Below are 22,214 nucleotides of genomic sequence, written 5' to 3'. Positions count from 1 at the left end.
CAGACTGGATACCATGGGTTGTGTTTGTGGTTGTGTCTGTAATAATGAGCGGCATTTTGTGGTGTGGATGGCAAATGTACCAGGGTCATTCGCCTTTTGCTGCAATAATGCATCCAGCTAGTAACTCAGTGCTAAAAGTTGGTCTACGTACTGCTCCTGAATCTCTTGATATTAGAAACGACGACAGTGACGCTTTACAGCAAGCTTTAATTGGTAATGTTTACGAAACTCTTGTTAAACGTGGCGATGATAATAGTTTGCAACCAGGTCTCGCGAAGTCATGGGATATTTCGAAAGACGGCTTAACATATCGTTTTAATTTGCGTCAAGGTGTGCATTTCTCTAACGGTAGTGAGATGACTTCAAATTCCGTATTACAATCTTTGAAACAAGGCATCACAAATAATTATCCTGGTTATAGTGCACTTACAAATATTAAAACTGTTAATAATCCGGATGATTACACTTTAGTAATTACACTTAATAATCCAGATGCTTTACTTCTACGTCGTCTTGCTGGACGTGTTGGCATTGTCTATGACACAAAATCGATGATTGACTATGCAAGTGCTGCTCTTGGCACAGGTCCTTTCACTGTAAGTGACTACAATAAAGGCAATTCTTTAGTATTACTTCGCAACGATAAATATTGGGGAACCCCTGCTTCTTGTGCAAGTATTACTTTGCAATATTTCAATAGCGATACTGCTCTAGCTGAGGCAATGGAAAAGGGCAATATTCAAATGGCAGTTCCGCTTGAAGGTAACGAAAATAAGCGTCTTGCTGCTGTTGCTAATACGCAAATGGTAGAGGGTCAGAGCACAAGAGTGCGATTTATTGCAATAAATACAACAGTTTCGTCGATTTTCTGCGATGAGCAGGCTCGTAAAGCTGCGAGATACGCTTTGAATGCGCAAACTGTACTTGCAGCTGATGGCAATGGTGGTGTTCCAGTAGGAGGACCTATTGATCCTCTTTCAACTGGTTATGAAGATTTAAATGGATTGTATCCTTATAATCCAGGCAAAGCTGCTCCTTTGTTCCATTACTTTAGCGCAAGCTATTTAGGAACTATTAATTTTCTTGTTCCACAGGGCGAAGGTGGAGTTGGGGGCGAGCTTTCAAAACAGATTAGTTCCGTGAGCGGTTTTAAGGTCAATCTTGAAGAAGTTGATCAACAAACTATGCGTAAGCGTATTAGTGAAGGTAAGTATGATCTTGCGCTTACTACGAGCAATCGTACTTTAGATGAAGGCATGTTTGCAGAAAGCGGTTCTCCGTTCGTTTTGCAAGACGCGCGTGCTCAACAAGCTTGGACCGATGCGGTTCATTCTAAGAATGCAAACGAATATGAGGCAAATGCTCGTGCATATGCGCGCGAAGTAAGCAATAATGCTGCAGCTCACTGGTTATATGCTCGAAAGAGCATTATGGCTGTAAAGTCTAATGTAAGCGGCTATACGAAAAATATGACGGATCAGCTTCTGCCATTGCAGAGCATAGTGGTGAAATAGAAAAGCGTAAGATTTGCGTTGTCGCGCTGAGTTTCTAATATTCAGTTCATGAGTGAACAGGATAATAACGCAGTAAAACACGCACATTTAACACCATTGCCTAACAAGGTTGGTGTTGATGGTCTTGAAGACAAGTGGCGTAGTAATTGGGACGAAGCTAAGACTTACGCATTCCATAATTCTCGCGACCGTAAGGCCGTATATTCTATCGATACTCCACCTCCAACCGTTAGTGGTCACTTGCACGTAGGTCACGTATTCTCTTACACGCATACGGATGTCATTGCGCGATATAAGCGCATGCAAGGCTTTGACGTGTTCTACCCAATGGGTTGGGACGATAACGGCTTGCCAACAGAGCGCCGAGTACAAAATTATTACGGCGTTAGAGTGGATACTTCGTTGAAGTATGACCCTGATTTTAAGCCGCCTTTTGAAGGTACTGAAGGTAAGAAGATTGAGGCAAAAGATCAGGTTCCTGTAAGCCGACAGAACTTTATTGAACTTTGCGAACGCTTAACTTCTCAGGACGAGAAGCTTTTTGAAGCTTTGTGGCGTAGGCTTGGTCTTTCTGTGGACTGGTCGCAAACTTACCACACTATTGGTGAGCAGCCTCGCCGAGTTGCACAAAAAGCATTCTTGCGCAATCTTGCTCGCGGAGAAGCGTATCAGAAAGATGCTCCAGGTTTGTGGGATGTTACATTCCAGACTGCTGTTGCTCAGGCTGAGCTTGAATCGCGCGAATATCCTGGTTTCTACCATAAGATTGCGTTCCGTTTTGAAGATGGTACGCCAATTTATATTGAAACTACGCGCCCAGAATTGCTTGCTGCATGCACCTCTTTGATTGCAAATCCAGAAGATGAGCGTTATAAGAAGTACTTTGGTCAGGAAGTTTATTCTCCACTGTTTAAGGTGAAAGTTCCAATTTTGGCGCATTCTGCTGCTCAAATGGACAAGGGTGCAGGCATTGCAATGTGCTGCACTTTCGGTGATGTAACCGACGTTGAGTGGTGGCGTGACTTGAATCTTCCAACTCGACCAATCATTCAGCGCAACGGCCGCATTGTGATGACCACTCCTGATTGGATTACGGACGAGTCCGGCCGCGAAATGTTCGAGAAAATTGCCGGTAAAACCACGTTCTCCGCTCGCAAGGAAGTTGTTGAAGCTTTGCAAGCAGCTGGAGATATGGAAGGCGATCCAAAGCCAACAAAGCGTATGACGAACTTCTACGAAAAGGGTGATAAGCCTTTGGAAATCGTCACTTCTCGTCAGTGGTACTTAAAGAACGGTGGCACGGACGAAAAGTTGAATGCTGAGCTTATTGAGCGCGGCAAGGAACTTAATTTCCATCCGGACTTTATGCGCGTGCGCTATGAGAATTGGGTTCACGGCTTGAATGGTGACTGGCTTATTTCTCGCCAGCGTTTCTTTGGTGTGCCATTCCCACTTTGGTATCCAGTAAACGAAAATGGGGAAGTGGATTACGAGCATCCTTTGACTCCTAGCGAAGACCGTTTGCCAATCGATCCAACTATCGATGTTCCAGAAGGATTCGACGAATCTCAGCGCGACCAGCCAAACGGCTTTACTGCTGAGCAAGACATTATGGACACTTGGGCAACATCTTCCTTAACTCCGCAAATTGTGACCCGTTGGGAAGAGCCTGGTGAGGAAAATCAAGCTTTGTTTAAGGCTACTTTCCCAATGGATTTGCGTCCACAAGGCCAGGATATTATTCGTACTTGGCTGTTTAGTACGGTTGATCGTGCGCATCTTGAAAATGGCTGCTTGCCTTGGAAGCATGCTGCGCTTTCTGGTTGGATTCTTGATCCTGACCATAAGAAGATGTCTAAATCTAAGGGCAATGTGGTTGTGCCAAATAAACCAATCGAAGAGTTTGGCGCGGATGCTGTGCGCTACTGGGCAACTTCTGCAAAACTTGGCTTGGATGCAACTTACGACGAAGGTCAAATGAAGATTGGTCGACGTTTAGCGATTAAGCTTTTGAATGCTACGAAGTTTGCGCTCGCAATTGGTCGCGAAGATGATGAGCATCAGGTTCTTGAGTCTGCTAGCGCGGATTGGGATTTTGCAGACGTTACGGAAGTTTTGGATCGCTCTGTTATGGCAAAGCTTGCATCCGTTATTCGTACTGCGACTGATGCGCTTGAATCTTACGAGCATTCTAAGGCTTTGGAAGCAATCGAAACATTCTTCTGGGAGTTCTGTGACGATTACATTGAGCTTGCAAAGAATCGTGCTTACGGTACTGCAGAATCCACTGGACGCACTCCAAGTGAAGCTGCTGTGAAGTCTGCTCGCACAACTCTTGGTCTTGCACTCGATGCTTTGGCTCGCTTGCTTGCTCCTTACTTGCCTTACGCTACTGAAGAAGTGTGGAGCTGGATGCATGACGGCGAAGGATCCGTGCATCGTGCTAGCTGGCCATGCGCTAAGGCGTATGAGTCTGCTGCAAACGGAGTTTCTGCAGACACTTTGGCTTACGCGGGTGAAGCTTTGGCTACTTTGCGCAAGATTAAGTCTGAAGCAAAAGTTTCTATGAAGACTCCTATTTTGCAAGTAACTTTGAACGTTGCAGAAAACGCTTACAAGGCTGTTGAGGAGACTTTGGATGACGTTGCTGAAGCTGGTCGCGTTACTGGAGAAGTAAAACTTAACGCTGTTAAGGCTGCAGTTGCTGGAGATTCTTCTGCTTCTGCTTCTGAATCTGAATCTGCTTCTGATTCTGCAGAATCTGATGCAGCTAACGTAAACGTTTCAGTTGCTCAAAGCGAACTCGGCGAAGCTCCTGCAAAAAAGAAGTAGTTGCAAGTAATCGAAAATAATGAATCGCAAAACAAAAGCGCTGGAAGTCAATCTTCGACTCCAGCGCTTTTTGTGTATTTAAGAACTAAGCATAATCACTTATTATAAATCCTGCTGCGATGGTCAATATCCACAACAAAAACGGTCAGTACATTATTTTCAATTGCACAAATTATTCTGTAATCCCTTACTCTATATCTCCAAAATCCCGAATAGTTGCCAGTTAGTGCCTTGCCTCTGATTCGAGGATTGTCGAGATTGCTAATTTCGCGAAGCTCCTTAACGATTTGCTTGGCAATCGTTTTGTCAATTTTCCCTAGCTGTTTTTCAGCTCTTTTAGATAAATTAATCTTCCAAATCAAGGCGCTTCACCACGTCGTCGAGTGGGGATGTTTCTAATTCTCCACGTTTGTATGCTTCAATATCTGCCATTAGACCATATTCATGTTCAAGTTCATCAATTTGAGCTTCTAGTGCTTGATTCATGTAAAATGAACGGGTGCGGTGAGTGGTTTTAGCGAGCTGATCATAACGATCTAAAACGTTAGAGGGTACTCTTAATCCTGTAATTGTTGCGACCATTTTTAATCTCCAATGTAAAACGTGTAAAACATATATTACCTTACACTCAGAATAATGCAATCCAATGGGTTGTAATCGCGAAGCATCGCGCGGTAACGCTAGACTGTAAACCATGAATCCAGAAAGCTTAAGTGAATTAATTGAAAAAATTGCTAAAGATTTAGTAGCAAGCGGTAAAGCTGGCAATCTAACAGAAGATTTGATTCCTGCTGCCGAAAAACTTGCAGTTATGCGACCAAAAGATCGTGCACACGGCGATTGGGCTACGAACGTTGCTATGCAACTCGCTAAAAAAGCTGGTATGAAGCCTCGCGATTTAGCAGAACTTTTTGCTGAGCGTTTGCAAGAAGCGGAAGGTATTGCGCGCGTAGAAGTGGCAGGTCCTGGTTTTATTAACATAACGCTTGATTCTGCTTCTGCGGCGGCGGTCGTAGACGAAGTCTTAAAGCAGGGTGCGGCTTTTGGCAAGAATACGCATTTGAGCGGCAAAACTTTGAATCTTGAGTTTGTATCCGCAAACCCAACTGGTCCAATCCACATTGGTGGAACTCGCTGGGCTGCAGTTGGCGATTCTATGGCTCGAGTTTTGGAAGCGAACGGCGCAAAAGTTGTGCGCGAATACTACTTCAACGATCACGGTGAGCAAATCAACCGTTTTGCAAAGTCTTTAGTTGCTGCAGCTCATGGCGAAGAAACGCCTGCAGACGGCTACAAAGGCGCGTATATTAACGAAATTGCGGACTCTGTTATAAAAGAAGCGAATGCGGACGGCGTTGATGTTCTTTCATTGCCGCGAATTGATCTTGGAAAAGACGAGGAAGGATTGCCTCTTGGCGAAGGCGATTCCGAGCAGCGCGAAGAGTTCCGCAAGCGCGCAGTTCCAATGATGTTTGCGGAAATTCGTAAGTCTATGCGCGATTTTCGTGTTAGTTTCGACGTGTGGTTCCACGAAAATAGCCTGTACGAGGATGGCGAAGTTGAGCGCGCTATTGCAGACTTGCGTGAGCGTGGAGATATTTTCGAAAAAGACGGCGCAACTTGGTTTGAATCCACTAAGCATGGCGACGACAAGGATCGCGTAATTATTAAGTCCGACGGAAACTACGCTTACTTTGCTGCTGATATTGCGTACTATCGCAACAAGCGTCACCGCGAGCAGAATCCTGCAGACGTAGCAATCTACATGCTCGGCGCGGATCATCACGGATATATTGGCCGAATGATGGCAATGTGCGCGGCTTTTGGCGACAAGCCGGGCGAAAACATGCAGATTCTTATTGGTCAGCTTGTAAACGTTATGAAGGACGGAAAACCTGTGCGCATGAGCAAGCGTGCTGGAAACGTTATTACGATTGACGATTTAGTTGATGCAATTGGCGTTGACGCTTCGCGCTACTCGCTTGCTCGCACCGACTACAACACAAGCGTTGATATTGATTTGGATTTGCTTGCTTCTCACAGCAACGATAATCCTGTGTACTACGTGCAATACGCTCACGCACGCAGCTGCAATGTGGCTCGCAATGCGGCTGACGCTGGAATTACGCAAGATGGCGCTGATTTAAGCTTGCTTAATACCGAGACTGACGGCGAAGTGTTGGCTGCTTTGGCTCAATGGCCTGCTGCTTTGGCTCAAGCTGGCGATTTGCGCGCTCCTCACAGAGTTGCGCATTACCTTGAGGATTTGGCAGCAAGTTACCACAAGTGGTACAACCTTGAGCGTGTTGTACCAATGGAGTTAACTGACCCTGAAAATCGTTTGCCAGAAGCCGAGCGTGAAGCTCAGCGCATTGCAAAGTGCCCAGAGCCAGCTCGTGCTGCAGCTCGCTTAAAGCTTAACGCTGCTGTGCGCACAGTTATTGCAACTGGTCTTGATTTGCTTGGAGTTTCTGCTCCAGAAAAGATGTGATTTTGCTTATTTTATATAAGATTTAGAGCAAAGCTATAGAGCATTTTTGATTACATAGGACGTTGGTAGCTTGCCAGCGTCCTTTTTTATTTTTTATTAGAGACACGCACGAATTATAAGTTTCTATCGATTAAGTACATGCAATTTATTAATATACCCTCTAATATTATTTTTGCTTTAAATCCACAAAATTACAAAGTAAGAGATTTAGCTGAATAGTATGTAAATACAAATTTATCCTTATGGGAGGTGTAAGCATGAGCGTCACAACACAAAGTGTCAGCACAGATAGTGCCCCGAAAAAAAGGAACTTGACCATTATTGAGTCCGCGTACGTGGCGGTCATGTTGTTTGGTATGTTCTTTGGCGCAGGAAACCTGATTTTCCCTGTGTTCCTTGGAGCTAATGCAGGAACTAATTTCGTGCCTGCAACAATTGGCTTTATTGTTACTGGCGTTGGTTTGCCATTGCTTGGTGTTACGGCTCTTGCAATGAGTCGTGCAAACGGTCTTTTTGAACTTTCTAGTAAGCCGAGCAGAAAATACGGCATGTTCTTTACTTGTGTGCTGTATTTAACAATCGGACCATTCTTTGCAATTCCTCGTTGCGCAACAACTTCGTACACTGTTGGTTTGGAGCGCGTTATTCCACAAGACGGAAACGGTCAATTGTATTTGTTCTTGTTCTCTGTGGTTTTCTTCGCGTTAGCATTCTTCTTTGCTATGAAGCCTAGCGGAATACTTACATGGGTTGGTAAAGTTCTTACGCCGATATTCCTGGTTTTCTTAGGTATTCTGGTATTTACTGCACTGTTTTCTCCTGTAAGCGGCGCTTCTGCGGATGCTGCTCCTATAGGGAAGTATGTTAATGAATCATTCTTTACAGGATTCTTAGATGGCTACAATACAATGGATGCTTTAGCTAGCTTGGCTTTTGGCATTATAGTTGTTAGTACTATTCGATCCTTTGGCGTAAAAGACCCTAAAGATGTGGCAGTGAATACTGTGCGATCTGGATTCTTTAGCTGCTTGCTTATGGCGTTGATTTACGTCGCAATTGTTGTTGTCGGTGTGCGTAGCCGTGCACTGTTTAAGCCTGCTGAAAACGGTGGCGTAACTTTGGCGCAAGTTGCACGCTACCATCTTGGAAACGTTGGTTTGCTTGTTCTTGCTGCAACTGTTACTCTTGCATGCTTAAAGACGGCAGTTGGTTTAATTGTAAGCTGCTCGGAAACCTTCTCTAAGTTATTCCCTAAGGGTCCTAGCTATCGCGTTTGGTCTGTGTTGATTACGCTTGTTTCGTTTGGCCTTGCAAACTTTGGTTTGAGCACAATCATCGAATATGCAGTTCCAGTATTGATGTTCTTGTATCCACTGTCAATCGTATTGATTCTTTTGGCTTTGTGCGGTCGACTTTTTGGAAATTCCAAAGTCGTGTACGCTTGGACGCTTGGTTTTACTGGTGTTGCAGCGGTATATGATTTTTTGAATAGTTTGCCACAAGCTTTACGCAGTGCATTGCATATGAACGATATGTTGGTGGTTGTTCAAAACTGGCTACCGTTCTCAGAATTTGGCATGGCGTGGGTTTGCCCTGCTGTTGTTGGATTTGTTGTTGGTTATGTCCGCATGGTTTTATTTGAAAACAAGGACATGGAAGAGGTGGCTCGTCTAGCTGCTGGTCCAGATCTTGAAGGCAGTGTTGCTAGCGACGATTATTATTCTTCAAGCGATGCTGAGTTTAACGAGCCTGCTGACTTCGCTGTATCCGCTAAGTCTACTGTTGACGAACCTAATTTTAGTGAGCAATCCTAAAGTTTTGTAACGTCGCGTAGACGTCATAATAATCGCCATATTTTGATGCGTATTTTACGTAACAAGATATGGCGATTTTATGCGACTTGCTAATTGAGGCTTGCGACTTGTGCCTAGAAGTTGCCGCCGTTCCAACCCCAGTCAGTAGTTGCAGTGTAACGAATATAAGTGCGATCCTGTGGAATCCCAAGCTCTCGCTCTAAAGCTGCCATAATCTGCTCAGTTAACTTTTCCCAAGCAGACCCTGGCACGCTGGAACCAAACACGTTCACCTCAACGTAAGCTGCAGGCTTAGTATTGTCTCCTGCAAAATAAATCGGCATATTGTCCTCGAATGGGCACATGAGCCAATGCTCGCTTTTTCCTGGAACTGCGCTAATTGCTTTGCCATAAGCAGCTTTTAATGCGTCGCGCTGGGCAGGTGTTGTGCTTACAGAAACATGAGTATGAATAACTGGCATAATCGCTCCTTTGCTAAATTTGGTAAGCTTTATTACGTAACAATTATATGTTATTTGTTAGCAGCCGCGTGTTTAATGGATATTATGAAAAAGCTTATTGAACAGGTTGTAAAGTTTGGAATTGTTGGCATTATTGCCCTTATTATTGACGTTGCGTTACTCAATTTATTAATGCTTGCGCACTTAAATAATGTGGTTGCGGGTACGATTTCTTTCGTAATCTCACTTATCTTCAACTATATTGCCAGTATGAAATACGTCTTTAAACATCGTGAAGATATGGCAAAGTGGATGGAGCTTCTGATTTTTGTTATTTCCGCAGTTATAGGTTTGCTTATAAACGATTTGATTATTTGGGCTAGTACGTTAGGAATGGTTGAAAGCTTACGCGGATCTGCAGTATACGTTTTGCGCACAAATATAGGAAAACTTGTAGCTACTGTTGTTGTTGCTGTGTGGAATTTTGTTATACGAAAGTGGCTGCTCGATGATACTAAATCTCAACAGCCTGGGTATGTTGCGCAAGAAGATACGAGTTTTGCTCACCGTTTGGGAATGTGGTCGCTTAATCATACAAAAAATCGCAAGTAATTGATTTAATCTTTTAAACAGAAAGTAGAACGCAATGCCAGCTACGACAATTCATTTTGTGCGTCATGGAGAAGTTGATAATCCAAATCACGTGTTGTATGAGCGTCTTTCTGGATTTCATCTTTCTGCTCGCGGAGTGAGAATGGCGCAAGCTACAGCAAAATATATTGCCACTGTTCCGCAAATGCGCGGAATTACTGCAATTTATTCGTCTCCTCTTGAGCGAACACGTGAAACAGCGCGTGAAATCGAAAATGCTTTGCGCAATATTGCAGATTCTGCCTATGTAAAAGCGCACTGTGACGAAGATTCTGCGCAATCTCAAGAAAGCGACATTATTTTAGATAAACGCTTAATTGAAGCTGGAAATAATTTCCGCGGGAAACGCATAGGTTACGGTGAAGGCGCACTGTGGAAAAACAACAATTGGAAGCTTGTTGCGAATTTGTGGAAGCCAAGTTGGGGAGAAAGCTACAGAAGTATCGCCGCTAGAGTTGGCGATTTTGTGCGCGAGCAGGTTCGTAAGCATCCGGGTGAGCAAATCGTTGCAGTTACTCATGAGTCGCCAATCTGGTCTTATAGACACCTACTGGAAACCGGCCACGCTGAACATAATATGCTTCTTCGTCACACGGCTTTAGCTTCGATTACTTCTATTACTTACGATTGCGAGACTTTGCGTGTGCTTTCAATTACGTATGTTGATCCTGCTGGGCGAGTGAAGTAAGTAACATATAATGCGAAGGAGCATTGAAATGGTTAGTTCTGTTGATTCTGTCAAAGATTCTGAAGATATTAAAAATAATGAAAAAAGTATGCTAATGCTGAATGATGCAGCGCAATCTGCCGCAAAACTAACGGAATTATGGCCATTGACGGAAGCGCGACACTTAGATAACGACGCAAAATATGCGGAAAATCTTGAGGTGCGCTCAATGCGAGCAATAGCACGAATACTCACGAATCTTGATGTTACTGTGCCGGATGCTGAATTTGTGTATGAAGGTGCGGATGAAATTCCTGGACGTCCGCAAGAAATAGTAGACGCGCTACTTGCTGCCGCCGATGCTTACGACAATATGGATTCATGCTATGAGCCTAACTATGATGAAGCAGAAGAAGCAATACTAGAAAATAGTAATAATATAAATTCCATTTTTAGTAAGATTGCATCTCATTCTGCCGAAGATTCTAATGCAATAAATGCAGCAGCCGATATGTTAAATGTTGAAGGTAATTGGAGTATTAGCGATATTGACTTTGCAATTAATTATGCGAAACAAATGGTTTCTTGTTATGAAAATAAATCATTGGAAATGCAAAAAATTATTGTAGTTTTAAGCTTATTAACAAATCTAATTAAAAAAACTAACGAGATTTGCGAAACTTTACCAATCTTCTTATATATTAACGAAATATGTGAGTGTGCTGGTTTGCCGCGAATGATGTTCAAGGATGCTCAATGGCGTGAGATTGTTGATTGTGTGCGCAATTCTAGCGATAAGTGTAATTGTGATATAAGTGGCGATATAAGTGCGTTGGTCAATTTTATTTCGCCGCTGCTTATTTCAGAGTGGGGAAAGCATCGTGAAGACGTGCTGTGGGATCCTGAAGTTGCGAAGAAGCTCGCAAAAGAAGAGGATGATAGAAAGTCCCGCGAGGCTCTTGCTGCGAAGTTTGCGCACGTTGAGGGTAATAAAGAATCTACGCAGGCGCTTGATTAGTTTTTAGGTTGACTTATGTTTGATGCGAATGCTGCACGTCCGTAACGCGCGGCACAATGGAACCTATGACTGATATCGAGGAAACTCAAGAAGTTGCTAATAATGCAACAAAATCCGCAAAGCCTGAACTTCCAAAGAATGTTCGCGTGCGTTTTTGCCCTTCTCCAACCGGCACACCTCACGTGGGTATGGTTCGTACCGCGTTGTTTAATTGGGCGGAGGCTCGCCATACTCACGGCAAATTGCTTTTCCGTATTGAAGATACCGATAATGAGCGCGATAGTGAGGAAAGCTACCAGCAGATTATTGAGGCTCTTCGTTGGCTCAATATTGATTGGGACGAGGGCATTGATGTTGGCGGAGATAACGGACCGTATCGCCAGTCCCAGCGCATGGAAATTTATAAAGACGTAGCACAAAAGCTTTTTGAAGCAGGATACGCTTATGAATCCTTCTCTACTCCTGAAGAAATTAAGGAGCGTAATATTGCTGCTGGCCGTCCTGCTGAATTTGGTTACGATGGCTACGATCGCAATCTTACGGAAGAACAGAAGCAAGCTTTCCGCGACGAAGGTCGCAAACCTGCACTTCGCTTGAAGATGCCAAATGAAGACATTACTTTTAACGATTTAATTCGTGGTGAAATTACTTTTAAAGCCGGATCTGTTCCAGATTATGTGATTGTGCGTCCGAATGGCGATCCACTTTATACGCTTACGAACCCTGTTGACGATGCGTTAATGGATGTGAATGTGGTTTTGCGCGGTGAGGATATTTTGAGCTCCACACCTCGTCAGATTGTGCTGTACCGTTACCTTATGGAGATGGGTATTGCTAAGGAAACTCCGCTTTACGGACATATGCCTTACGTTATGGGCGAAGGTAAGAAGAAGCTTTCTAAGAGAGACCCTGAGTCCAACTTGTTCTTGCATAGGGATAACGGATTTATTCCAGAAGGCTTGCTGAATTACTTGGCTTTGCTTGGATGGTCTATTGCGCCTGATCGTGACGTGTTCACTATGGACGAGATGGTTGAAAAGTTCGATGTGCGCGACGTTAAGGCAAATCCTGCACACTTTGACTTGGATAAAGCAATTTCGATTAACGCTGAGCATATTCGCATGCTTGAGCCTCAAGATTTCTTGAACCGTTCTGTGCCTTACTTGCATAAGGATGGCGTAGTTAGTGCGGATAATTGGGATGCGTTAACTGACCGCGAGCGTGAAGTACTCACCGCTGCTGCACCTCTTGTACAGTCTCGTGTGCGCTTGCTTGGTGAGGTCGCTGGAATGGTTGGCAGCCTGTTAAGTGAAGATGGCTACATTGCTCCAGATGACGACGCTCGTAAGCAGTTGAAGGAATCTGCAGGAGAGGTTCTTGACGCTGCGCTCGCTGCCTTGAAGGACGTTGATGCTTCTGATTGGCATACTGATTCCTTGCACGAGCTTTTGAACAAGAAGCTTGTTGAGGAAGCTGGCTACAAGCCGCGCTTGGCGTTTGGCCCTGTGCGAGTTGCACTTTCTGGTCGTCGCGTTTCGCCTCCACTGTTTGAGTCCATGGAAATCGTGGGCAAAGACGTGACTTTGGCGCGTTTGGCTGGTTTGCGCGAGCATTTGTAAATTACAAATAATTTATAAGCGCAAATAAAATTTGAATAAGGCGGGAGTGTGGCACTATTGCTGCATTTCCGCCTTTTTATTTGTTTTATGCTTAATATATTTTCGACACGCCGCGGTTGCAAGTATTTGCTTTATGTTGTAAAGTCGCTATTTGTTGCGTCAAGAGGCGTAGCTGATAAATGAAAGCCCCCGTCGTCTAGCGGTCTAGGACTACGCCCTCTCACGGCGCCAACACCGGTTCAAATCCGGTCGGGGGTACGAAGACGGAACGGTTCCAAGAGCCGCGAAGCTTGCCAATTGGGGTATGGTGTAATTGGCAACACAGGTGATTCTGGTTCATCCATTCTTGGTTCGAGTCCAGGTACCCCAGCGAATAGCTCTCGTAGAACGAGAGCTTTTTTGTTATCTATCTGTATTACTGCGATTTGTCTCAGCGCGCGACCTTTTCTGTACACGGCTGTAAAGTTTCTGCCGCTTGTTGGCGTGAAAGCGGCAGTTTCTTTACATACATGCTCAGTTTTTGCCGTTTACTCCCGTTTACCACGCTTGCCGCACGCTTCTTATGTAGCCTTAAAATCAAAAACCCCGGTGCGTGACCGGGGTTAGAGAAAGAAGAGAAGAAGAGAGGTTTAAGTTATTAAAGTCAAATTCAACTACTTGCTTGTAGTTTATTTCCTTTTGATGTATATATAATAACCACCTTATGCTGAGTGCAGTAATGCGATTACCTGTGAATTGTCTGTGAATTTGTAACTATTTTACTGAAATTGCACGTTTTTATCGCTTTTAGGTTATTTATTATCAGTATTTGCTTAATTTAGTATTTTTGAATGTAAATAATTTATGTAAACTTGCGCACAAAATTGAGTGAGTCGCGGCATATCTGCCGTATGCTTAAAGTATGACTGATTCTGCACAATCTGAAGCTCATGCATCTGCGGCACTTCCTTTATCTGTTTCGGCTCGTTTAGGACGTTTGCAGTTCCATCTTTCTGGTAAATTCCGGGTGCTTCAGTGTGCAGATGTTCAAGATGGGTTACGTATTTCACAAGATACTATTCGACTTATTGCTTCTGCTTGCGATGCTGTGCGACCAGATCTTGTAGTTTTTACTGGAAACCAGATTGCAGGTTATGAAAGAGTATTTGCAAAAACTTTTCAGCGTAGACTCTGGCAGGAATCTTCCAATATTTCAGCTTCTGATAAGAAGCAATTGGTTGATAAGGTGCACGAATTTGTTGCTAAGTTAATGAAGCCACTAGAAGATCGCAGTATTCCGTGGGTTGTTACTTATGGGAATCATGATTTCCAGTGCGGTCTGAGTAATGAAGAGCTTGATAAGATATATCAAGATTTTCCATGTTGCATGAATCGCAGTGCTTCTAATGTATCTTCTGCAAGTGCTATGCAATCGACAAAATGTGTGTTGCCAAAGCAGATTATTTTTACATGTGAGCCTGGTACTTTTGCCTTGCCTGTTATGGATGAAAAGCATGAAAAGGTTGTTTTTTCAATAGTTTTAGTTGATTCTGGAGATTATGCTAAATCCGGCGGATATGGTAGCCCTTCTAAAAAAACTATCGAGTTTATTTCTGGTCTTCCTTCTTATTTGCCTGAGCATATTTGTGTTTTTCAGCATTTTCCATTGCCGCAATATTATCGTGTTCTTCGTGAAGTTCCGCAAGAACTTGCTGCGCGCGAACATGCTATTGAAGGGTATCGTACTTTTGCTGGTCGCTATTATGCTCTTGACGAAAAACATGTTCTGCCCGATGGGTATTTAGGTGAAGGAATCAGCTGCCCTGACGCCGATAGTGGTGAATACGCTGCTTTGCTTGATGCAGGAGCTTTTGCGCTAATTGCCGGTCACGATCACCGCAATTCTTTCGCAGCTAAAGATCCCGAGAGTAATATGCTATTTGTTGCCACTCCTACATGTGGTTTTGGATCTTACGGTCCTGAACCTGCTAAAAGAGGCGTGCGCTTGCTTGAATTTGATATTCGTCACCCGTTTGAACCGCGTACGCAAATGCTTGAATTTGGGAATCTTGTTGGCAAACCTTCTTCCAAAAAAGCCTATACTTATGCTCTTACAGCTGAGTCTGAGCATGAATTGCCAGAAGTGGATTTATTACGTAAACCATCATTACTTACTAGATTGATTCGTCGATGGCGTCAACGATCTACGCGCTAATTTAATCAGTTTTAATAGATTGCATGAGCGCGTTGGCAAATATGCCGGTATTATAGTGAATAGTGTTTTAGCGCGAACGAAAGAGGTAAATGTGTCCGCACACAATACGGCTGAACAGAACAACAATAGTGGCATTGACGCTGCAGATGTGTTGCATGTAGAAGGTGGTAAGCCGCTTAATGGCACTATTAAAGTGCGTGGCGCAAAAAACTTTGTTAGCAAGGCTATGGTTGCAGCTTTGTTGGCACCTGGCAAGTCTGTTCTAAAAAACGTTCCTGAAATTCGCGATGTTCATGTAGTTTCTGATTTGTTGCGTTTGCATGGTGTTGACGTTGAAGTTAATGGACCTGAAGGCATTGTGACAATTGATGCCACAAAAGTGCAGCTCGCAGATGTAGCTGACGTCGACACTCTTTCTGGTTCGTCTCGTATTCCAATTCTTTTCTCTGGTCCTCTTCTTCATCGTCTTGGAGAAGCGTTTATTCCTGCGCTTGGAGGATGCAATATTGGTGGCCGTCCAATTGATTTTCATCTTGAGACGTTGCGTAAACTTGGTGCAAATGTAGATAAAGATCACGAGGATGGTATTCATATTACTGCACCTAATGGCTTACATGGCACTAAAATTCATTTGCCTTATCCTTCTGTCGGCGCAACCGAACAGACTTTGCTTGCAGCGGTTCTTGCAGAAGGTCGTACAGAGCTTTCCGGAGCTGCAATTGAGCCAGAAATTATGGATTTGGTAGCCGTTTTGCAAAAGATGGGTGCGATTATTTCTGTAGATGTTGACCGTACTTTCCGTATTGAGGGAGTAAAAGAGCTTCAAGGATACACTCATACGTCATTAACTGATCGCATCGAAGCAGCTTCTTGGGCTTCTGCTGCTCTTGCAACACACGGAGATGTGTTTATTAAGGGCGCAACTCAGCCAGAAATGATGACTTTCTTAAATGTGTTCCGTAAAGTTGGCGGACAATTTGATGTTACAGATAAAGGAATTCGTTTCTGGCATCCGGGTGGGGATTTGCATCCGGTTGCTATTGAAACCGATGTACATCCTGGTTTTATGACTGATTGGCAGCAGCCTCTTGTCGTTGCGCTTACTCAAGCGAAGGGCTTGAGTATTGTGCATGAAACTGTTTATGAAAATCGTTTTGGTTTCACGAAGCCACTTGTGCAAATGGGAGCTATGATTCAGCTTTATCGTGAATGCTTAGGTTCGCTTCCTTGCAGATTCCAGCAGCGCAATTACAAGCATTCTGCAGTGATTTTCGGACCTACTCCGTTGACAGGTCAAGATATTGATGTACCTGATTTGCGCGGAGGCTTTAGCCATTTGATTGCAGCTCTTACTGCTCAAGGTCCGTCGAATGTGCGTGGAATTTCGCTAATTGATCGAGGATATGCAGATTTTAGAGGCAAACTTTTAGCATTGGGTGCTAATATCGACTGATATATTCTTCTACTTCTTCTACAAAACGTGAGTTTTGTAGGTTTATAAGCTTTTATCCACAATGCTATAAAAAGCTTTTTTACGCATAAATTTATCGGTACAGTAGTCGCAACTGTAATTCAATTACTCAAAAAATTAACTGAAATATTTGATGAGTAGTTGGAGTTTTCAATATTGCGGAGGCGTAACGATGGTTTGTGTAGGCGGACGCTATCAGCTGCTTGGTGAGCTGGGGCGTGGTGGCACTTCAACAGTGTTTCTTGCTGTTGACACCGTTTTGCACAAGCAATGGGCTGTTAAAGAAACGCTTCTGCAAGGAGACGAAGAGTATCAACGGCGTATTATTCAATCCTTACGTGCTGAAGCGAATGTTTTAAAGGAATGCGATCATCCAGCTATTCCGCGAATTGTTGATTTTTTTGAAGAAAATGGTAGAGCTTATGCTGTTCGCGATTATGTAAAGGGACGTTCTTTAAAATCTATTGTAGAAGAATCTGGATTGCAAAATGTTGAAACTGTTCTTGATTTAGGTATGCAACTTTGCTCAATACTTTCTTATTTACATTCGCATTATCCGCCAATTATATACGGTGATCTTAAGCCTTCTCAGGTTATGATTTCAGAAGATGGCACAGTCCGTTTGATTGATTTTGGTGCTGCAACGCAATTATATGCAAACGGGGGAGTGCTTGATTTGCGCACAATAGACCAGTGCGACGCGCGATTTGCTACTAATATTTTTACCGCTCCTGAAATTTTGAACGAAAACTCTGCAGCAACTACTTCAAGCGATGTGTATTCGATTGGAATGACATTGCGTTACGCATTATTACCAACTGAAGTGCCTAAAACAAACGTGCAATCTGCTGTACTATTGTCTCATGAGAATCGTGAAGTAGTAGAACAATTAGTGTCTGTGCTCGCAATAGCTACAGCTACTAAACCATCTCATAGATATAAAGATTGCGACGAAATGTTTTCTGCACTGGAAGCGTGTGAGCATACAGAAAAGCATTCGCAACAATGCGACACCTCTACGAATGTATTGCGACGCAAACAATGCAAAAATAGTTTTAAGCCTAGAAAAAAGCGCTATGCAATTACGGCATTAATTGTTGTAGTACTAGTTTTTATAGTAATTTTATTCAACTGCTTAGGTTTATTTGTTGGGAATGCTTTTGTAAATCGAAATAAGCAATCTTTTGATGGTGAGCCAAGTAGTAAAAGAATTGAGGAAATACGCAAAAATAATAAAAGCTACGATTCTTACATGCAATTAGCTGAGCGCGAAAGCAATTCGGATATTGCGTGTCGCTATATTTCTCATGCAATGCAAGTGCAAAATAGTATGATCAAGAAGAAATATATAAGCAAAATATCATTTAAACCTCTCCAAATTTTATTGCAAATTCAACTTGCAGATCAGCAATGGAGTGCCAACGAAGAGCAATGTTTTGTTGGTTTGATTAATAAATACGAGCAAAACTTGCGTCCTGTAAATAAAGATTGGTTGAATATTTCTATAGAAATAGGCAAAGCGTATTGGTACTATTTTGCAGGATTTTCTGGAAAAGTTTCACAAACAGAACGATTATCTCGTATGCGAGTAGCAAAAGTATGGTTCCAAGAGGCTCAAAAATATGAAAAAGATGCGAATAAAGCGTCTTCGCAAGCTGTAGAAACTAATTCTGATGGCATATCGCATACTGCTTCAAATCAAAAAATGTTAAGCGCGTACATCGCTATTTCTGACGCTTATGCGCAACTTGTTGATGTTTCTAAAGATTGTGCAAGCGTAGAAACGTATAAAAATTATGTGAATCAATTACAGCAGCTAATGCAAATTGTTGAGAAAGATCACGGAGACGTTTTATTTGTGGATACTGGAGAACTAGTTTTGCAATCAATTCATTCGTGGTTGCCGATGTTCCTAGAAAGCGGAGCCAGTAAACAAGAGATTCAGCAAATGTGCGACAAGGCAGAATATCTTCTTAAACAAGCGCATGCGTCAAATGATGAGGCTGTAAGTAGAAAGAAAAACGCAATCGATAGCGTCAAAAAAGTTCAAGACGAAATTAATCTAGCTTTTTTGCAAAAGAAATAAAAGAAATAAAAGGAATAATAAAAAGGAGGGAATAAATGTGTAAACAAAGAAATTTGGGGGATATGTGGTTTTTCAAGCGATTTAAATGCGGCTGCGCTCGCATTGGCGTTTATATTGGGATTATTGTATTTATTAGTGCTGCTATAGTTGTTGCATTATTGCCACTTAATTCTATTGCGTATGCAAAAAGCAGCTATAACGCAGCCAAAGGATTGCATATAGCAAATGTTTCTGTTATGACAAAACAGAAAACTGTTCGCACTCAAGGCGAGTACATGTTTACTAAACGTGCTGCTTCGCTACTTATAACTTTTGATGGATTGGACGCTTCGGAAATTAGGAACGCGCATAAAGCTACTGTTAGCGTTGGAAGATATCAAATAGTGAGTGCCAAAGTTGATTTAGCTAAGATTGAGGCGGTGTCGTCGCTAGTTAATATTCGTTATAAGATCCGACCTCGAGTATTAGGAATAGTAAGAGTTGAATTGCAAAAAGAAGGAATATACGATTTGCAAGATATCTCTATAAGACTTGCTGCTGTAACAATGCATCCTAAACGCATATGGGGAGGAGTTGACTCTAATTCTCATGTTTCAAAGCAAACTAACTATATTTCTAATGAAAGTAAACTTTCTGGCAACAAATTGCGCTCTCGTAAGCCAATATTAAGTATTCCTGATTCAGTTTTGAATGCTTCAGATTTAACAAAAGATAATTCTTATAGCAAGCGTCCAAGATATATTGTTATTGACAAAACTGCTCCTCGCTTGAGTGTTAGTTATGACAACAACGCATCGTATGAAGGCAAATATTTTCGTAATAATCGAGCTTCAAGAATATTAATACAGGATGATTCGTTCGTTTTCTCGTATTTGCTTCACGATTCTTATCCTATTGCGAAAGTTTTTGCTGATGGTAAGCAGGTTATGGTACTTACAGCTAAAAGCTTTAAAAACGATGGTGTGCATACAAACGTGTGGTATGCTGATGTTTCTTTTTCGGGGGATGCTTCTTGGGATGTTCGCTATTGTGTTGAAGATTTATCAGGTAATGTGAGTTCTTCTATCAGTAATAAATTCATTATTGATACGCTTGTGCCAACTGTTTCTATTACTGGAGTGCAACAAGGCGGAGCATATTCTCATGCTGTAGTTCCAACATTAGTTATAAAAGATCGTTGGCTAAAACCTGCAAGCGTAACGTATTCGCTGAGAAGAATGCGATATGCTAAGGAATTGCGTTCTTTTGTGTCTAGAAAAGCTGATTCGCAAAGCGTAAGTGTGCTATACGCAGGTTTTTATAATGGAATTCAAGACGATGACGTGTATCAGCTTCAGTGGAGTGCTAAAGATTTAGTAGATCATGTTATTTCTGGTAAGTTGCAATTTTCTATAAATAGAAGCGGTTCCTCATTTAGTATAGATAGTTCCACTAAAGCAATGAATCGTAAACAATTGCAAAATGCTAAAGATATTCATATTGAAGAACTCAATCCTAGCGGACTGGCAAGTCCTGCAAAAATTAGTGTTATGCAAGACGGTGTAGAGAAGATTTTGTCAAAACAGGATTTTTCTGTAAACAGTCGCATAGATCATGGCTGGCAACGATTGACTTACACTATTTTTAAACGGAATTTTGCCGATAACGCTCATTATCGTGTGCGCATTATGTCAGTAGACAAGGCAGGCAATCATTCTTGTAGCGAAAGTGCAGTTAGCAAAAAGGAAGGAATGTTGCAATTTGCACCAGCTTCCGTGCAATTTACAGTAGATAATCTTGCTCCAATCACAACGGTGTTTGATATGCAAAATAATTCTACTTATCGTACTAATAAAGAAGGAAAAACTTTACGTATTAGTGCAAAAGATAACATAGCATTGCAATATGTAACAATCGATGTTGATGGTAAAACAAATCGTATTTGGAGCGGTAAAGATGTGAATAAATCAGTTTTATCTACAAAACTAAAACCAGACGGTTTTACTCACGACGTATTAGTAAAAGCTGCAGATTATGCGGGAAATATAACAACTTTGCAATATAAAAATGTAAAAATTGTTTCTATTGCAAATAAGCTTGTAAAAAAATCTGAAGCAGATAAAAAATCTAAAAATAGCGAGAGTAAAGATGCTGATAGTTCTGATGATGGTTTAGATGATGATTCCGACAATAGCTCCGATAACGATGATTGGATAGCTCGTTCGCAAGTGAAAAAATCGGAAAAATCTTTTGAAAATGCTGATTTCTTTAAGCGAAAATCGGTAAATTATATAGAAATTGTGGCTTATATTGGCACTGGAATTATAGCAATTCTTTGTGCTGCATTAGGAATTAGCATTATTTTTAAAAAGAAAATTAGCAATCAGTAAACTATTCTAATTAGTTTTGCTAGATTTGACAGGCATTGTGCGAGAAAAATAAAAAGCCCACTGCGGTGGAATGAATGCAGTGGGCTCAGTGGAGCTAATGGTAATCGAAACCACGACCTCTTCGATGCGAACGAAGCGCTCTACCAACTGAGCTATAGCCCCAATGTCTAAGACAAATCATCTTACGACAACTCTGCACACTGTACTACAAAGCTTGTATAAAAACAACATTTCTTGTAGTGCAGCGTGCTTGAGTGTCGTAAGTTAAAATACTAGTTTATTTGTTTTCTTTATTAAGTTTTGCTGCTTTCTTTGCTTTGTGCGCTTTGTATAAACCAATAAAAGTTGGCACAAGTGAGATAAGCAAAATTGCAACAATTACTAATTCAAAATTCTTCTGTACGAAATCAATCTTGCCGAAGAAATATCCAAGAAATGTGAAAAGCGACGACCAAACGAGACCGCCTAGTACAGAAAATGGTGTGAAGCGTATCCAACGCATTCCAGAAATTCCGGAAATGAACGGCATAAAAGTGCGTATGAATGGGAAGAATCTACCCAAGAATACTGCCAGCGGACCCCATTTATCAATCATTTTTTCGGTTTTTGCAACTCGTTCTGGAGTGAGCGCTTTTACTTTCCCAGATTCTACAATCTTTCGTCCGAAGAAATGACCAATAAAGTAATTGCACTGATCGCCAATAATTGGGGCTAGCCACACTACGGCAAGTAATAGTGGAAGTGGAAGCGCGCTATGACCTGTTTGAGCGTCAGGAGCTGCAAAAAACCCTGCTGCGAAAAGAAGTGAATCTCCTGGAAGGAATGGGAAGAATACTACGCCTGTTTCAATAAAAACAATGAGAAAAATAAGGCCTAATGCTGGAGCTGTGCCCATTGCAATCCAACTTGCAATAGCTGAGCGTGGATCCTTGAGTAGGTTAACAATAAAATGAATAAATCCCATAATGTCCTGTCATAAATTTTGCGTATTTAGTGACGCTTGTTAATTAAAAATCAAGCGAAACAACTGTTATTTTGAGCCTAGCAG

16 protein-coding genes and 3 tRNA genes are annotated in these 22,214 nt (G+C 42.2%); 14 read left to right on the top strand and 5 right to left on the bottom strand.

Translation table 11 applies throughout. The features are described from left to right. Positions 1–26: 26 nt before the first annotated feature. The gene (locus tag HXT32_RS05985; RefSeq protein WP_102703325.1) at positions 27–1,514 is read left to right on the top strand and encodes an ABC transporter substrate-binding protein; all 1,488 of its coding nucleotides are present in this window, start codon (positions 27–29) and stop codon (positions 1,512–1,514) included. Positions 1,515–1,562: 48 nt separating this feature from the next. Beyond that, on the top strand, positions 1,563–4,346 hold the full coding sequence (valS, locus tag HXT32_RS05980) for a valine--tRNA ligase (protein WP_415685049.1): 2,784 nt from the start codon (positions 1,563–1,565) through the stop codon (positions 4,344–4,346). A gap of 95 nt (positions 4,347–4,441) precedes the next feature. Here the strand turns inward: valS and HXT32_RS05975 are convergent, their stop codons facing one another. Together HXT32_RS05975 and relB are read right to left on the bottom strand one after the other, a co-directional pair. Beyond that, complete coding sequence (locus tag HXT32_RS05975; protein ID WP_012913788.1) at positions 4,442–4,708, bottom strand: type II toxin-antitoxin system RelE family toxin; 267 nt, start codon at positions 4,706–4,708, stop codon at positions 4,442–4,444. Continuing rightward, a complete protein-coding gene (gene relB / locus HXT32_RS05970; protein WP_041160461.1) occupies positions 4,692–4,928 on the bottom strand; it encodes a type II toxin-antitoxin system RelB family antitoxin in 237 nt (78 codons plus the stop codon). The genes HXT32_RS05975 and relB overlap by 17 nt, the downstream gene beginning before the upstream one ends. A gap of 112 nt (positions 4,929–5,040) precedes the next feature. Here relB and argS point away from each other — a divergent pair, with 112 nt between their 5' ends. Together argS and brnQ are read left to right on the top strand one after the other, a co-directional pair. After that, a complete protein-coding gene (gene argS, locus HXT32_RS05965) occupies positions 5,041–6,837 on the top strand; it encodes an arginine--tRNA ligase (protein WP_012913790.1) in 1,797 nt (598 codons plus the stop codon). Positions 6,838–7,094: 257 nt separating this feature from the next. Further along, positions 7,095–8,651, top strand: coding sequence for a branched-chain amino acid transport system II carrier protein (gene brnQ, locus HXT32_RS05960; protein WP_100066718.1), 1,557 nt, complete (start codon positions 7,095–7,097; stop codon positions 8,649–8,651). Positions 8,652–8,764: 113 nt separating this feature from the next. Here brnQ and HXT32_RS05955 read toward each other — a convergent pair whose 3' ends face one another. Beyond that, on the bottom strand, positions 8,765–9,112 hold the full coding sequence (locus HXT32_RS05955; RefSeq protein WP_004574134.1) for a phenylpyruvate tautomerase MIF-related protein: 348 nt from the start codon (positions 9,110–9,112) through the stop codon (positions 8,765–8,767). Between the two features lie 84 nt (positions 9,113–9,196). Here HXT32_RS05955 and HXT32_RS05950 point away from each other — a divergent pair, with 84 nt between their 5' ends. The 10 genes from HXT32_RS05950 (at position 9,197) to HXT32_RS05905 (ending at position 21,166) form a co-directional block, all read left to right on the top strand. Then, positions 9,197–9,703, top strand: a complete 507-nt coding sequence (locus HXT32_RS05950; protein ID WP_033888629.1) for a GtrA family protein — start codon at positions 9,197–9,199, stop codon at positions 9,701–9,703. A 34-nt stretch (positions 9,704–9,737) separates the two neighbouring features. Beyond that, the gene (locus HXT32_RS05945) at positions 9,738–10,430 is read left to right on the top strand and encodes a histidine phosphatase family protein (RefSeq protein WP_012913792.1); all 693 of its coding nucleotides are present in this window, start codon (positions 9,738–9,740) and stop codon (positions 10,428–10,430) included. 28 nt (positions 10,431–10,458) lie between these two features. Further along, positions 10,459–11,427 (top strand): hypothetical protein, encoded by a 969-nt coding sequence (locus tag HXT32_RS05940; protein ID WP_012913793.1) that lies wholly within the window; start codon positions 10,459–10,461, stop codon positions 11,425–11,427. A gap of 56 nt (positions 11,428–11,483) precedes the next feature. Further along, positions 11,484–13,046: a glutamate--tRNA ligase gene (gene gltX, locus HXT32_RS05935; protein WP_155104744.1), complete on the top strand. Its 1,563-nt coding sequence runs from the start codon at positions 11,484–11,486 to the stop codon at positions 13,044–13,046. Between the two features lie 185 nt (positions 13,047–13,231). Then, positions 13,232–13,304: transfer RNA gene (locus HXT32_RS05930), tRNA-Glu, on the top strand. 40 nt (positions 13,305–13,344) lie between these two features. Continuing rightward, positions 13,345–13,416, top strand: a tRNA-Gln gene (locus HXT32_RS05925). A gap of 531 nt (positions 13,417–13,947) precedes the next feature. Continuing rightward, positions 13,948–15,240 (top strand): metallophosphoesterase, encoded by a 1,293-nt coding sequence (locus HXT32_RS05920; protein WP_012913796.1) that lies wholly within the window; start codon positions 13,948–13,950, stop codon positions 15,238–15,240. Between the two features lie 91 nt (positions 15,241–15,331). Beyond that, entirely contained in the window at positions 15,332–16,693 is a 1,362-nt protein-coding gene (murA, locus tag HXT32_RS05915) for a UDP-N-acetylglucosamine 1-carboxyvinyltransferase (RefSeq protein WP_004109784.1), read from the top strand. Positions 16,694–16,883: 190 nt separating this feature from the next. After that, positions 16,884–18,797, top strand: coding sequence for a serine/threonine protein kinase (locus HXT32_RS05910; protein WP_012913797.1), 1,914 nt, complete (start codon positions 16,884–16,886; stop codon positions 18,795–18,797). A 35-nt stretch (positions 18,798–18,832) separates the two neighbouring features. Beyond that, on the top strand, positions 18,833–21,166 hold the full coding sequence (locus HXT32_RS05905) for a hypothetical protein (protein ID WP_422118949.1): 2,334 nt from the start codon (positions 18,833–18,835) through the stop codon (positions 21,164–21,166). A gap of 89 nt (positions 21,167–21,255) precedes the next feature. On the opposite strand, the gene HXT32_RS05900 is transcribed toward HXT32_RS05905, so the two are convergent. Together HXT32_RS05900 and HXT32_RS05895 are read right to left on the bottom strand one after the other, a co-directional pair. Beyond that, a tRNA-Ala gene (locus HXT32_RS05900) sits at positions 21,256–21,328 on the bottom strand. 115 nt (positions 21,329–21,443) lie between these two features. After that, a complete protein-coding gene (locus HXT32_RS05895; protein ID WP_004109778.1) occupies positions 21,444–22,130 on the bottom strand; it encodes a DedA family protein in 687 nt (228 codons plus the stop codon). Positions 22,131–22,214 lie beyond the last annotated feature (84 nt).

The sequence above is a fragment of the Gardnerella sp. DNF00747 genome (assembly GCF_049262675.1).
Taxonomy (GTDB): Bacteria; Actinomycetota; Actinomycetes; order Actinomycetales; family Bifidobacteriaceae; genus Bifidobacterium; species Bifidobacterium swidsinskii.
The sequence above is the reverse complement of the archived record's forward strand: the minus strand, read 5'-3'. Positions and strand labels throughout refer to the sequence as shown.